19 protein-coding genes, 1 pseudogene and 1 riboswitch are annotated in these 13,416 nt (G+C 48.8%); of the genes and pseudogenes, 5 read left to right on the top strand and 15 right to left on the bottom strand.

The window, feature by feature from the left end:
- Positions 1–68 precede the first annotated feature (68 nt).
- The 3 genes from B0X71_RS01175 to B0X71_RS01165 all read right to left on the bottom strand — a co-directional run bounded on the left by B0X71_RS01175 (position 69) and on the right by B0X71_RS01165 (position 1,460).
- Entirely contained in the window at positions 69–467 is a 399-nt protein-coding gene (locus tag B0X71_RS01175; RefSeq protein ID WP_077587736.1) for a thiol-disulfide oxidoreductase DCC family protein, read from the bottom strand.
- 69 nt (positions 468–536) lie between these two features.
- A complete protein-coding gene (locus B0X71_RS01170; protein ID WP_077587735.1) occupies positions 537–881 on the bottom strand; it encodes a nuclear transport factor 2 family protein in 345 nt (114 codons plus the stop codon).
- Positions 882–917: 36 nt separating this feature from the next.
- Positions 918–1,460, bottom strand: coding sequence for a TraR/DksA C4-type zinc finger protein (locus B0X71_RS01165; protein WP_077587734.1), 543 nt, complete (start codon positions 1,458–1,460; stop codon positions 918–920).
- Positions 1,461–1,582: 122 nt separating this feature from the next.
- A riboswitch (PreQ1 riboswitch) is annotated at positions 1,583–1,629 on the top strand.
- Positions 1,630–1,723: 94 nt separating this feature from the next.
- Between B0X71_RS01165 and queF the strand changes: the two genes are divergently transcribed.
- Positions 1,724–2,221, top strand: a complete 498-nt coding sequence (gene queF / locus B0X71_RS01160; RefSeq protein ID WP_077587733.1) for a preQ(1) synthase — start codon at positions 1,724–1,726, stop codon at positions 2,219–2,221.
- Positions 2,222–2,235: 14 nt separating this feature from the next.
- Positions 2,236–2,874: a queuosine precursor transporter gene (locus B0X71_RS01155; protein WP_077587732.1), complete on the top strand. Its 639-nt coding sequence runs from the start codon at positions 2,236–2,238 to the stop codon at positions 2,872–2,874.
- A 47-nt stretch (positions 2,875–2,921) separates the two neighbouring features.
- Here B0X71_RS01155 and B0X71_RS01150 read toward each other — a convergent pair whose 3' ends face one another.
- The 8 genes from B0X71_RS01150 to B0X71_RS01120 all read right to left on the bottom strand — a co-directional run bounded on the left by B0X71_RS01150 (position 2,922) and on the right by B0X71_RS01120 (position 9,262).
- The gene (locus B0X71_RS01150) at positions 2,922–3,593 is read right to left on the bottom strand and encodes an MOSC domain-containing protein (protein WP_077587731.1); all 672 of its coding nucleotides are present in this window, start codon (positions 3,591–3,593) and stop codon (positions 2,922–2,924) included.
- Between the two features lie 47 nt (positions 3,594–3,640).
- Positions 3,641–4,894, bottom strand: a complete 1,254-nt coding sequence (locus B0X71_RS01145) for a CYP152 family fatty-acid peroxygenase CypC (protein WP_232336749.1) — start codon at positions 4,892–4,894, stop codon at positions 3,641–3,643.
- 110 nt (positions 4,895–5,004) lie between these two features.
- The gene (locus B0X71_RS01140) at positions 5,005–5,577 is read right to left on the bottom strand and encodes a GNAT family N-acetyltransferase (RefSeq protein ID WP_077587730.1); all 573 of its coding nucleotides are present in this window, start codon (positions 5,575–5,577) and stop codon (positions 5,005–5,007) included.
- Between the two features lie 23 nt (positions 5,578–5,600).
- Entirely contained in the window at positions 5,601–5,972 is a 372-nt protein-coding gene (locus B0X71_RS01135) for a PaaI family thioesterase (RefSeq protein ID WP_077587729.1), read from the bottom strand.
- 284 nt (positions 5,973–6,256) lie between these two features.
- Positions 6,257–7,033, bottom strand: a complete 777-nt coding sequence (locus B0X71_RS01130; protein ID WP_077587728.1) for a glucose 1-dehydrogenase — start codon at positions 7,031–7,033, stop codon at positions 6,257–6,259.
- A 25-nt stretch (positions 7,034–7,058) separates the two neighbouring features.
- Positions 7,059–7,184, bottom strand: a complete 126-nt coding sequence (locus B0X71_RS21510) for a hypothetical protein (protein ID WP_269750092.1) — start codon at positions 7,182–7,184, stop codon at positions 7,059–7,061.
- A 5-nt stretch (positions 7,185–7,189) separates the two neighbouring features.
- Positions 7,190–8,185: a S8 family peptidase gene (locus B0X71_RS01125; protein ID WP_077587727.1), complete on the bottom strand. Its 996-nt coding sequence runs from the start codon at positions 8,183–8,185 to the stop codon at positions 7,190–7,192.
- A 39-nt stretch (positions 8,186–8,224) separates the two neighbouring features.
- Complete coding sequence (locus tag B0X71_RS01120) at positions 8,225–9,262, bottom strand: Gfo/Idh/MocA family protein (protein ID WP_077587726.1); 1,038 nt, start codon at positions 9,260–9,262, stop codon at positions 8,225–8,227.
- 144 nt (positions 9,263–9,406) lie between these two features.
- Between B0X71_RS01120 and B0X71_RS01115 the strand changes: the two genes are divergently transcribed.
- Positions 9,407–9,814: a GNAT family N-acetyltransferase gene (locus B0X71_RS01115; protein ID WP_077587725.1), complete on the top strand. Its 408-nt coding sequence runs from the start codon at positions 9,407–9,409 to the stop codon at positions 9,812–9,814.
- 39 nt (positions 9,815–9,853) lie between these two features.
- Positions 9,854–10,675, top strand: a complete 822-nt coding sequence (locus tag B0X71_RS01110) for an STAS domain-containing protein (protein WP_077587724.1) — start codon at positions 9,854–9,856, stop codon at positions 10,673–10,675.
- 114 nt (positions 10,676–10,789) lie between these two features.
- Here the strand turns inward: B0X71_RS01110 and B0X71_RS01105 are convergent.
- Positions 10,790–10,984, bottom strand: a pseudogene (locus B0X71_RS01105) (MerR family transcriptional regulator); the annotation flags it as partial.
- Positions 10,985–11,052: 68 nt separating this feature from the next.
- Positions 11,053–11,751 (bottom strand): AIM24 family protein, encoded by a 699-nt coding sequence (locus B0X71_RS01100; protein ID WP_077587723.1) that lies wholly within the window; start codon positions 11,749–11,751, stop codon positions 11,053–11,055.
- 192 nt (positions 11,752–11,943) lie between these two features.
- On the opposite strand from B0X71_RS01100, the gene B0X71_RS01095 reads away from it, so the two are divergent.
- Positions 11,944–12,522, top strand: a complete 579-nt coding sequence (locus tag B0X71_RS01095; RefSeq protein ID WP_077587722.1) for a hypothetical protein — start codon at positions 11,944–11,946, stop codon at positions 12,520–12,522.
- A 68-nt stretch (positions 12,523–12,590) separates the two neighbouring features.
- Here B0X71_RS01095 and B0X71_RS01090 read toward each other — a convergent pair whose 3' ends face one another.
- Positions 12,591–12,869 (bottom strand): hypothetical protein, encoded by a 279-nt coding sequence (locus B0X71_RS01090; protein WP_156889765.1) that lies wholly within the window; start codon positions 12,867–12,869, stop codon positions 12,591–12,593.
- 18 nt (positions 12,870–12,887) lie between these two features.
- Positions 12,888–13,409 (bottom strand): hypothetical protein, encoded by a 522-nt coding sequence (locus tag B0X71_RS01085; RefSeq protein ID WP_077587720.1) that lies wholly within the window; start codon positions 13,407–13,409, stop codon positions 12,888–12,890.
- Positions 13,410–13,416: the final 7 nt, after the last annotated feature.

Here is a 13,416-nt window from a genome sequence, read left to right as displayed (position 1 = left end):
AAAGCTGTATCTGCGCCAGGATTTCAATGCAACATAAAAAACCGCCTGCAAGAGGCGGTTTTTCTCGATTACTTATCCAGGAATCGCTTTCGCACATGCGGCGGTGGCAGCATACAAGCCTGCAATTGACCAAAAATCTTGTACCGGTTTCTGGCAAATGTATCGTATGCGGCATCGCGCAGCGGACGCGGAAACGACTTCAAGTAGTAAGCAAGCTTCCACAGTCCCGTCAGGTGATTCGCAATCCGCAGCGCCCCATCTGTTTTCACATAGGCTTGGTCATCCTGTATCAGTACGAGGCTATCCACGTCATCCGGTATATTATATTTCTCTGACAGCTCTTCCCCGATTTCGCTCTGCAGTGAGGCGAAGTTAAAATAACCGACCGGGTCATGATTTATGATGAATTGAACACTGGAATCACAGAAATTGCAATCCCCATCGAATAATACAACTGCATTTTTCAATCTTACCCCTCCTTTTCCCAAAGGATCCTATCCTTATAAATAACCGTTTTCACGTCCGGCAAAACCTTTTCACTCCGCAGGGGTTCCCTGGTGGAAATACAGTTTCCACCCGTTTCCCCGTCTGCGCCATATGGAACTTCGCAGGGAGTGACGGCTGCTGGTTTTATTGAACAGGCGATAGGTGGTCAATGCGCCATCCGGTCCTAACGCATGCACTTGAAATTCGGAGATTTCCATGTCATCCGGTTCCAAGGCATGATCGCCTTCGTAATCCGCCCGTTTCCAAACCTTTCCTGAACTGCCGAATTCAAAGAATGCTTCATCCAACACTTCGTTCAGTTTTTGAGAAGAGATCCGGATATCCGGATGAATATGACTGCATTCCAATTCATACAGCTCTTGTTCCAATTCCATATTATCCACCCTTGTCAATTGCTTGTTGTTCCTGCATTACTGATCGCGATTTGTGTCATTATCATCATAGAAGTTCTCTTGATCTTCATTCGGCTGATCCTGCGGTGTATCCGACGAACCGAAATCTTCCACTTCTTCAAAACTGTTATTGAAGTCACGAAGCCGATCATCTTCTTTTTCAACTGGCTGATCTGTCATCGGCTCCATAATATCTTCCTCGCCTGGCCGTGTATTCATATCCGGCTGCTGATCCGCATGATCGATGCAAGTTAACGCGGTCGGGAGGATATCCAAGCGGTCATATTGAATTTCTCGTCCACACACAGCACATTTTCCGTATGTCCCATCCTCAATCGCCTGAAGTGCTGCACGTGTATCGTCAATTTCCTCTTGTTTAAATTCAGTAATCGCCAGGCCGCGTTCCTTATCGAATAATTGAGTAGCATTATCCCCTGGGTGATTATCATACTGAGAAAGCTCATTCGTATTGAATTCTTCTCTATGTTGAATCCGTTCTTCAAGATCTTTCAAGTTGTTTTCCAAACGCTCCTTGAATTCTTTCAGCTGTGCATCTGTCATGGTTACTCCTCCTTAACTTACTCCTTCCTCTTAATATTTCCGTTACAGGGGAATTCAAACATTCTATTGACATGCCGCGTTTCTGTCTATACTATAAAGAACGGAAATTAAATAATCCGGCAGCGGGAGAGGTTCATAGCGCACACCCTCTATAAAAAACTATGGATTAGTGAAACTCAGCCGAATCCAGATGCGATTCGGCTTTTCTTATTCCATTTTTTTATGGCCTCTCCTGAATGCTGACACTCAGGGAGGCTTTTTTAATGGCTGGAAGACAAGATCAATCACTCGGGCATTTATCATTGCTCGGCAATCAACATACAAAATACACATTTGAATACGATCCATCGATTTTGGAGGCGGTCGACAATCTGCATGTGAATCGCGACTTCTTTGTGAAGTTCAATTGCCCGGAATTCACATCACTTTGTCCGATGACGGGACAGCCGGATTTCGCGACGATGTACATTTCATTTATCCCTGACAAAAAACTTGTAGAAAGCAAGTCGCTGAAATTGTACTTGTTCAGCTTCCGAAATCACGGGGATTTTCACGAAGACTGCGTCAACATCATCATGAATGACCTGATTGAACTGTTAGACCCCCGCTACATCGAAGTATGGGGGAAATTTACGCCACGTGGCGGCCTGTCCATTGATCCATACACGAATTACGGCAAACCTGGAACAAAATACGAAGAAATGGCGTCGCACCGGATGATGAATCATGACATGTATCCGGAAAAAGTCGATAACCGCTGAGGAGGAAATTACTTATGCTGCTCTACTTGAATGGCGCGTTCGTCGGTTTTCTGGTGCTGGCCAACATACTGGCGGTCAAACTGTTTGCGTTAAATGAATGGCTCGTTTTGCCTGCTGCCGTTATCGTCTATGTCTTTACGTTTCCGATTACGGATACCATTGCCGAAGTATACGGCAAGGAAGCAGCCCGGCAGACGGTCGTTGCCGGATTTGTTACACAAATTTGTGCACTTATTTTCATTTACACAGCTATCCAGCTGCCGTCTGCTGCATTTTTCAGCAGTCAAGAGTCATTTGAAACCGTATTTTCTGCCGGCTTCCGGGTAACACTCGCCAGTCTTGTGTCGTATTTCGTCAGTCAGAACTTGGATATCACCATTTTCCACAAGCTGAAAGCCCGGCATGGCGATTCAAAGTTATGGGTCCGGAATAATGCATCAACCATGGTAAGCCAGCTGGTCGATACCACGCTGTTCATCACGATCGCTTTCTACGGCACGATGCCGCTGAGTGCCTTGTTGCTCATGATCGTGACGCAATATGTGTTTAAGTGGTTCGCTGCCGCTGTTGATACACCGATCGTTTACCTGCTCGTTCGGCTTTGCCGGCGCGGACAGCACGATAAGCAAGTCGCCGCTGTGCAGTCAACCTAAACCAAAACCGGAAGCGGCCGCTTCCGGTTTTCTTGTGTTTTTTGCCTTCAATCCGCCAGCCGGGCTTTTGCAATGCGTTTTTCAAACCGCCTGCGCCAGTCTTCCGCGAGTGCAGGGACGGCAACCACATTTTCCATCCCTTCGATGAATTCAGGATTGTTAAAGTAAATGGAATTTGCATAAAAGACTGAAATCCGCTGTGGGTCTTCCTCCACTTTCTTGATGGCCGAATCTTGTCTGACCACGCCTTCCTCCAGCACCCGGCAAAGAAATCCGGTATGGCTGGTCTCCATGAACCGCTTCATGAGCGTCGGGATTCCGGTGCGTTTATTAATGGTATCGCAGGGAATCCGGCCCATCGTAATTTGAATGACAGCTTCCCCGACTTGGAAAACGTCTCCGATATGCACGTTTTCTTCTTCCATGTTCTCCGCGAGCAAATTTTCTCCGAAACTCGCTTCGCTGAGCTGTGTCCGGTATTCACGGTTCCACTGCCGGTAATGCTCAAGTCCATATATGCAGACAGCTCTGTCAAGTCCACCGTGGTTCTTCATATTCGCCACCCCATCACCTTCGAAGCCTTCCCGCCGCAGTGTCGCTTCTTCCGTCGGCAGCTTGAATATACCGGAGTGCAACTCCCGCCCTTCAGCATTCCGGAGCCGTTTCGGCTTCCCGACATACAGCCCCTTCAGTTCCGGACGGTTAAAAAAATCTATCATGCCAATCCCCACACTTTTCTGTTTTTACTCCAAGTATACCAAAGCCGTCAGCGATTGAGCCGGATATCCGACATGATAAATTCGCTGGCCGGCATCGTTGGAATGCGGTTTACATCGATATGAAGATCCTGTGGTGGCACCTCATAGTCAATTTCACCTGCGAGAAATTGCATGCTCTTCTGCATAACTTCAATAGTGACCCATTCCCCCGCACAGCGATGGCCAAGATAATGATCGCCGCCGCCCTGCGGAATGAAATCGAATGGCGTCCCGGTCCATTCGCGGAACCGCTCCGGAATAAAGAGATCCGGATCCTGCCAAATGCGCGGATCACGGTTGAGTCCGTGGATATCAAGGAATACCAGCTCTCCTTTTGAAAACCGGATATCATGCCATAGGAAGCTCCGCCGGACGCGCGCGCCCAGAAATGGGGCGAACGGATAAAAACGGCGCACTTCCTGCGTAAACATATGTGCGTATGTCGCTTCCCCTGTCGCAAGCCGTTCCCGTGTTTCCGGATTGGCATGCATGGCCATTGCACCAAATGTGACATACCAGGTAATCGCCGTAATCGGCCGGATGATATTGACCATTTCTACGGCTGCCACGCGCTTATCCAGCAGGCTGCCATCAAGCTGCTGATGACGTGCAATGACATGGAGCGGACTGTCTGACGGCGCCTGCAATGCACCGCTCCGTTCCTGTTCAATCACTTCTTCCATCCATTCGTTTGTTGCATGACGCGCCATATTGCCTTTCCAGTGGCGCGGTCCTACACCGCCGATCGAATCGACCAGCGCGATTAATTGTTTTGCCCGTTTTTCAGTGTCTTTTTCTTTCAGCGGCACGCCAGCCCAGCGGCATGCAGTACGCAGCATCACTTTCTGCGCTTCTTTAAATAGCACGACCTCATCCTGCTTTTCCCACTCGCGTGCTGCCCGGCGCCATTGTTCGGATGCAATATCCGAAATCAGCTTCAGTCTTGGCATTGTCATGAAGGACATGAACATTGCTTTCCGGTTTCTGTGTTCTTCATCATCAAGTACCTGCACGCCGCCCCTGCCGAATATCGTGTCTCTAATGCGCAGCGGTATAGCTGTCTTCCGCTCAAAATAGCGTTCATTATAAAAAAGTTCCGTCGCTTCCGGCCCGGTAATGACAATCGATTTCTGACCCAGGATCCGTGTCTGGAAAATATCGGTCCCCAGCTTTTCCATATGATCAGGAATGTAGCGATAGCCTTCCTGCAGAATTTCCGTTGTGCTGCCTCTCATCTTGTATTTTGGGATCATTTGCGTCATCCGGCTCAGCTCCTTCGATTTTTGTTATTTTTCTGATTTTCCCTAAAAATGCCACAAGCAAACGTAGGACAAGATATTATCAGGTTTGCAGCAACGTAAAAACAGGAACTCTAGTATGAGTTCCTGTCTGCAACGACCGCATAGATGCATGTATCTGTAATTCGTTCTCCATCCGCTGATAATTCATCGTTCCGCAATATGCCCTCCAGCTGAAAACCGGCTTTCTCCGCTACTTTCCGGCTTGCAGTGTTCTCCACTTCGCACTGGATTTCCACACGTTTACAGCAAAACCCGTCAAGCGCCAATTGCGTCAGCCGCTGCACTGCTTCTGTTACATATCCCCGACCACTTGCACGCGTATCCAACCAATAGCCGATTTCGAGTTTCGGCACTTCCCAATCGATATTATGGAACCCGGTAGAGCCGATGAACTGGCCGGTTTCTTTATCAAAAATCAGATAACGGAGAACAGTTTTCTTCAGGAAATTCAGATGCGCTTCAACCGTATTGATTTCTGTTTCTTCCACGGTCGGGACTGTTTGCGCAAACGGCATCCATGATTTTAATTCATTGATCGATGCCCGGATCGCCGCATTTACCACGGCTCCGTCACCCGGTTTCGGCATGCGAAGAACAAGTCGCTCTGTCTCCAGTTCTTTCGGAATTGTTGGTATTGTCGTCATTGGCTATGTTTCCCCTTCGATCATTATGTATTGAAAAAGATTCCTTTCGCTTTTGCTACGAGTACACCGGCCGCGTCTGTAATCCGGCATTCCGCGTGTGTCAGCGTTTTTCCGGCTTTAATAATTTCAGCATAGGCAATCAACTGATCACTTTTTGCCCCTTTTAAAAAAGTGACATTCAAATCGAGCGTGACGGACGTCTGCTTCCCGTTCATGTCCGGCTTCATCGTATTGCTTAACGCCACATCTGCAAGTGTTGAAATGATACCGCCATGCACGACCCCCGCACTGTTGACGTGCAGCGGTTTTACTGGAAGCGTCACCGTCACCTCCCCCGTTTCGGTCCGTTCATACTGAAACCCCAGAAACTCATCAAATGGCTGCTGAATGAACATTGCACAACCTCCTTTCTATCCATAACGTTGTTCTAAGCTATCCATCAGCATTCCGATGACCGTCATTCCGCCGGCAAACATAATCGGATAAACCGGACCTGCAATGAGCGGAGATGCAGTTATACATGCCAGGAGTGAATTACCCGACCTTTCTGAAAACTAAATATTCGGTTCGATTATACCGCATTACTGAGTATCATGCTTTGTCATTTTTCCGCATGATCGTTCGTATCCTCCGAAAAATTAAAAAAGCGTTCAGCTTTTAAGCTGAAACGCTTCAGTCATCATTTTAATTGGGATGGATACAGCGTCATGCCGCCATCAGCGAATAAGGTGGCACCGGTCACATAATCCGCTTCTGAGGAAGCGAGCCAAGCTGCGACCGCTGCCATTTGTTCCGGCCGGCCGATCTCCCGCATGGGGATTTTATCAAGCATTTTTTGCTGCTGTTCTTCACTTTTTTCAAAAATCGGATTTCCGGGTGTATTGATGGCACCCGGCGCAATAGCATTGACCCGGATTCCTTGTGCCGCATACTCAATAGCAAGTGTTTCCGTCAGCATTTTGATGCCTGCTTTCGTCACGCCGTAATGGACATTCTCAATCATCGGCATCACTTGGTGAACACTTGATATATTGATGATCGATCCTTTCACCTCGTGCTCCGTCATGTATTTCAGCGCTTCCCGGCTTGCGATAAATGCACCGGTCAAATTGACATCCAGCACCCGCTGCCATGTTTCCAGGTCCAGTTCTTTGGATGGTTCACTTTCACTGAAGCCAGCGTTATTGACAAGAACATCGAGTGAACCAAATTCACTGACTGCCGTATCGATCAGTTTCCGGATATCCGCCTCTTTCGAGACATCCGCCTGGACTGTCACTGCCTGCCCGCCGTTTTGTCTGATCGTTTCTGCCGTATCGCTTGCTCCATCAGGATCTGTCAGATAATCGACAACAACATTCATCTTCTCGTTGCCGAAGCGCTCGGCAATACCTTTTCCGATTCCTTTTGATGAGCCTGTCACAATTGCGGTTTTCCCTTCAAGATTCGGATACATACAATCACTCCTCTTATAGAATAGATCAATCACGCAGGGCTGCCATTGATTTTCCGACTGCAATCTGTTCCAACTCGCATCCTTTGCTCTTTAAATACTTTTCGATGCCAATTTCAGCAATATCAATGTTATTTTTCGGGCCGATTGTCATGTGGCTTATCGTCCCGCCCTTTCCGTGTCGGGTCCGAATGATGAATTAAACAACTTGAATAATTGCTCGAATTTACGGAGGATATCGAGCGCCAACAGTCCGTTTCCTTCCGCTGACTTCGGATAGCCAAGCGGCACTGTACGGCGCACAAGCTGCGCATACAGCTCATCTTCTGAAAGCTGTCGGCCAAATTCATACTCTGCAATATTTTTAATCAGCGCAAGTGCGCCCGAAATATGCGGAGTCGCCATGGATGTCCCAGATAGGCTGGCATATTGGCTACCCGGGTAAGTGGAGTAAATTTTGACACCAGGTGCTACAAGATCGATGGCATCGTTCGTATTGCTGAATTCAGCAATACTGCGTTTATAATCGACCGCACCCACTTGAATCACTTCATTGTAAGCACCTGGATAGGCGAATTCATCGGTCGCAGGACTGGCATCCCCTTCATTGCCTGCAGCACAGACCACCGGAATCCCGGCATCGACTGCCCGTTTTACAGCTGCATAAAGTTCCGGCACATCTTCCGGGCCACCAAGTGACATGGAGATGACACTCGTCTTCTCGCCGTTTGGCCCCTCCCAGTCAATGGCATAATGGATACCGCCAATGATGCCGGCATAGTCGCCGCTGCCTTCTCCGTTCAGCACTTTGACAATCAGCAGGCTGGCTCGCGGAGCAACACCTGCAATTCCGCTTTCCAGATAAGAAGCAGCCGCTGTGCCTGCAACATGGGTTCCGTGACCGTTATTGTCCTCAAAATTCGTTTCATCCTCATCAAAATCAGCAGTAAAGTTCCGGCCGCCGATGATCCGGTCTGCCAAATCAGGATGATCCCGCTGACAGCCTGTATCCAATATAGCGATTACATTCCCTGCTCCCATATCTGCTTCATCCCATGCCTCAGGAGCCTGAATCATTTTCACGCCCTCAGGTATCCGGACGATTTCTTCCGTAACCGCCTCCACCCGGTACGGGATTAAATGAATATTATTCATAGATTCATCTCTCCTCTTCTTCATTTTTCCGGCCTTCCGTCAAATACTGATCGCCTTTCCACAGTCTGCTGATTGATAAAGCGCATCAATCAACTGCTGCAGCCGGACAGCTTCCTCCACTTTAACGAGCGGCTCCTTTCTGCCAAAACAGCTTTCTACAAAATCAGCAACCGATCGCTCGGACATATTGCCATTTTTCAGAAACGGAAATTCCGTATTTGAAGGCTGACCGGCTTTATCCTGGAACAGCCGCGGGGGGAACACCGCCGCTCCTCCCCGGTCACCGAATAATTCCACTTGCGTCTGTTCTGCCTGTTCCATATTGAGCGCGAAAGAAGTTTCAATCACGAGCGACTGACCGTCCTTGAACCGGATCAGTCCCATCAGCGCATCTTCCACAGAAAAAGTCGCCGGATTCCATTGTCCCATCAATCCGGCGTCGGTCCGGGGGCCGATTTGCTGATGCGAGACGGCCAGTACTGTATCAGGCTCCGGATAATCCATCAAATAGAGCGCAGTGTCCAGCATATGTACGCCGATATCGATCAGCGGTCCGCCTCCCTGCAACTCCTTATCGGTAAAGACGCCCCAGCCGGGGATTCCCCGCCGCCTCAACGCATGAACACGAGCAGCATAGATATGTCCGAGCTCACCGGCCGCGCCACATGAACGAATAGCCTGAACTTCCCGACTGTGCCGGTTATGCAGATTGAACGTCAGTACTTTTCCTGTTCGTTCTGCAACCTGCTGCATTTTGCGCACTTCATCCGCCGACATGGCCGGCGGTTTTTCACAAAACACATGACAGCCTGCTTCCAAGGCTTGAATTGTCATTTCTGCATGGAATTTATTCGGTACGCATATACTGACAGCATCAAGTTCCGCCCGATTCAACATATCGCTGTAATCATTATAAGCCTGTGGGATGCTGAATTTCCGGGCTGCTGCGGCAGCCCGCTCGACAGAACGGCTGAATACAGCTGTTACTTCCGCCTCTCTGTGCTGCTGGTATCCCGGTATATGTGCATTTTTGGCGATACCGCCAGGACCCGCGATCCCCACTTTCAGTTTCTTCATCAGCCACCTCCTGAGAGCCGGCAATGACCGGCACTTATTACCAGTACCATCCCCTTTTTCATTTCGTTGAAAACGCATAGGAAGAATTGGCGATTTTGCCTGCAGCAGGTATACTTACTAATGAAAAGGGAAGGAGAATCGATAATGCACTTGTCGTATCAGCACGATCTTCCTCGTAAAGAAGCGTTTTACAAATTATATGAAACAACCGGCTGGAATAGTAAATACGGATTTTCACAGGAACAATTACATACCGCTATTTCCAATAGCTATTTTATGACATGCGCCTATGACGGGGAACAATTGGTCGGATTCGGCCGGGTGATTTCCGATGGCATCTATCAAACCTTCATCGGTGATATGATTGTGCACCCGGATTATCAGCAACAGGGCATTGGCAAATCCATTCTCGGCTCTCTCGTGGACCAGTGCCGGCTGGATGGCATAAAATGGATTCAGCTCACCTGTGCAAAAGGAAAAATGGCGTTTTACCACAAATATGGATTTGAAGCACGCCCTGCCGATGCGCCAGGCATGCAAATGTATTTATAAAAACAACTGTAATTATTCGAAACTGGAGCGTGAAGTATTATGGAGTCCATTCCTGCAGTCGCCGATTATTTACATAAGAAAGCGAACGTATTAGCAGAAAACATGGTGAATGACATTGTGCTAAAGTTCAAAGCCCAAGTCTCACAGGAAGAAGTTCAGCAGGGAAAAGAAGTATTCGCTGACTTCCTCCGCTTTTTAGGGACGTCTCTCATAAGCGGGGAGGAAAGCATTCATGATGAATTGCTGGAATGGAGCAAACGGAACGGCGAAGCACAGGCAGCCCAGCAAGAGCCGATTTCCGTGGTCATTGACCGCTATCCTGATACCCGCCTTGCATTCATTGACGAATTGAACGAACTGGCAATCAAGTTCGGGCTATCCCGGGAAGCCATTATTCTCGTAAACAGGCGTCTGAATTACATGTTTGATATCAGTATTAATGAAACGATTTTGGCTTATGAACGGCTGTCCGAACGCATCATCCGAAATTCCCAGAGCCGGATCATGGAATTGTCCGCGCCTGTCGTTGCCATTCAGGAAGGCGTTGCTGTCATTCCGTTGATCGGACTGATCGATGAAGACCGGGTAGAACATTTATTCCGGAATGTTGTGCCGAAGATTGCTGACTTGCATATCGAATGCCTGATTGCCGATTTTTCCGGCATACTGGTCATCGATGAACTGGTCGCCCGGCATTTAACCAACATTTATCGCGTACTCGGTTTGCTCGGAATCCGCGTCGTCACCAGCGGCATCCGCCCTGAAATTGCACAGGCAATGGTCAATGAAGGCATCAGCATGTCCAGCCGGCGGAGCTTTTCAACCGTCCGGCAGGCGCTTGAAGCGATCAATAAACAATAGAAACAAGGCTGATCCCTTTTATGGGATCAGCCTTGTTTTTTACTGCTTTGTATAGTGGCGGATAGATGATGGGTTTTCAATGCTGTGAGCCGGTCAAAAACGGGCCAAGCGGCCGATGGTCTCCAGATCCATCCCTAACTCCCGGTAAAAGAGAATCTGTTGAAGGCTGTCCACTTCGGCCAGGCCATAGATCCGGTAACCTGGCGAATTTTTCCTGGCCGGCTTCAAAAGTCTGATTGCATCATAATAGCAGAGTGTCCGGGTGCTGATTCCCGCGATACTGCTGAGCTTTTGAATGGTGTATTCCATCCCTGTCACCTCCTGTCACGCAAACTGTACCCCTTTATGCAGCGTCAAGGTCAACAGGAAAGTGTGTATTAGGAACTGCTGTTTCCGGTCATCACCACTTCTTCGAATGGCTGCACGATAACAAAACCCTCCCCTTTAAATTCCATCTGAATCGATTCGCCGCTTCCCCGTCCGATGAATGTCCGGAAGCTGACATCTGTCCGGAAATCCGGTGTCAGGTTCTCTGACCAGGCTACGGTTGCATTCGGATCTGTGATGACCGGTTCGCCGGGTTTCACCAGGAGTGTCAGCGGTTCGTAATGACTTGTGATCGCCACGCGCCCTGTTCCGCTCAGTTTCACGTTGAACAGACCGCCCGCCATCATGCCCGCAACCCGTTTCATCAGCCGGATATCCCATTCAATGCCTGGCTCGAATGCCAGTAAATCGTTCCCATTGACGGTAATGGATTCACCATTCAATTCGAAAATCGTGATTTTCTTTCCTTGGTCCGCTAAATAGAGGCGGCCCTGCCCACGTGCTTTCATGAGCGATGCCCCTTCACCGGTGAGCGCTTTTTTGAACATCTGACCCACGCCGTGATCCAGCAGCCGTTCCCGTTCGAATTTAATCTGTCCGGTATAGGAAATCATCGATCCTGTCTTTGCCCATACCTGATCAGTCAGATTCACTTCAAGCACCCGTGGTGTTTCAAGTTCAAAAAACTCATTTTCCCGCTCATCCTGCTTTGTCTGCTTTACAAATTCTTCGATTGTATATTTGCCCATCTTGTTCGTCCCCTTTCAATATCCTGATTTGGTTCCTTGCCTGCCCTTATTCATACGTACAGACCCGCCGGTAAGTTTCGCAGGCTACGCCAAAAGTCTGAGGGTAAAACTGGTCCTGTGCCTGAATCCCTTATTTGAAATCCAATGTACCTTTAAAGTGTCAGATAGCAAAAAGAAAAGGAGGCGGCACAAATGGACATCTTTATTGTATTTTTAAACACCAACATATTGCTGTCCCGGAGCATTCAGCGGTTTATCGATTACCCCTACCGCCATACGTCTCTCGCTTTTGACGCCGGATTGCAGGAAGTCTACAGCTTTGGGCGAAAACGCCCGGCGAATCCATTCATCGGCGGATTTGTCAAAGAGGATTTCACTGATCCATTCTTTCAGCAGGCGGAATGCGAAATCTACAGCTGTCCTGTTTCCAATGAGCAGTCCCGGAAAATGCGGCAGCTGATTCAGGCAATTGAATCAGCCCAGCATTTATACGGCTATAATTTCCTCGGTTTATTCGGTGTTCTATTTCAAAAACAGTTCCACCGGCAAAACCGGTTCTTTTGTGTGCAATTCGTAGCGAAAGTGCTGAAGGCAGGCGGGCTCTCCCCGACAGCAAAGCCTTCCTGCCTTCTGAAACCTGAAGAATTGGCCGGTGCGCCCGGTCTTCGGCTCGTCCAGCAGGGCACACTGGCGGCTTACAGCCATATCGCATCCTTCCCGTCCCCGCTCTCCGCAGTTCCAGACAGCTCGCATCTTCCCGAATCGGTCTGAGGGAACTGATAAAACACCCCTATGGACAGGGGGGCAATAACCCGGAAAAGATAGATTAATCCCCCCTATTATGCCTGTCTCTTCAGGCGGTCCGCAATCAGCTGACTGATCAGACCTACGATGCTTATGAACCCGATGAACAGCGGAATGGCAATTCCATACAATGTTCCGAAACTCTCGACGTCTTCATACATAAACAGCAGCAGCCCGATTCCTGCATAGAACAGATAGCCCATTCCGACGATGCCGAACCACAGCCATTTTTTAAGAAACACCGGTACTAAAAGCGGTCCTAAAACTAAAAGTGATACTTGAAAATACGCCATGACCATATTTGCGGTATACACGCGGGCAGCCATTTCCTTTCATTGCCGCTTATAACGCGGACTGATCTGCCGGCCTCCGGGTTCCTGCATCCTTACAAGTGCCCATAAGCAACCGGCCAGCAGACAGAACAGCACGATCATGATAAACGTCAGCAGATTAAAAAAGATTGAATTCGTATACGTGTTCAGCAATGAAGGGAGATGATCTTCGTTAAAAGACGGATGAAGCCGGATCAGTTCTTTCCGCACCGCTTGGGCAGCCGCCACTTGATAGACGGCAATTCCGATTGCCAGCAGCGCAAACACGGCTGCACTTACCCTGATCTTTGCTGCCGGCCATGCTCTTTTCATGAGGCGCATACTGTAGGCTGTCGTCCCATACAGGAACAGACACAGAAACGGCCAAAGAAAGACAAGCGGGAATATCCCTGGATTGCCGTTTCCGCCGCCCCATGTCCCATCGGCTGATCCAAGCGGTTCGGTCAACCCGTTGATGGAATAGAAAAGCAGAACCGTCAGTCCGGCACTGATGAGGTAGCCGAAAAAGAATAATTTTTTCATTTCCCCG

Source organism: Planococcus lenghuensis (assembly GCF_001999905.1).
GTDB lineage: Bacteria > Bacillota > Bacilli > Bacillales_A > Planococcaceae > Indiicoccus > Indiicoccus lenghuensis.
The sequence above is the reverse complement of the archived record's forward strand: the minus strand, read 5'-3'. Positions and strand labels throughout refer to the sequence as shown.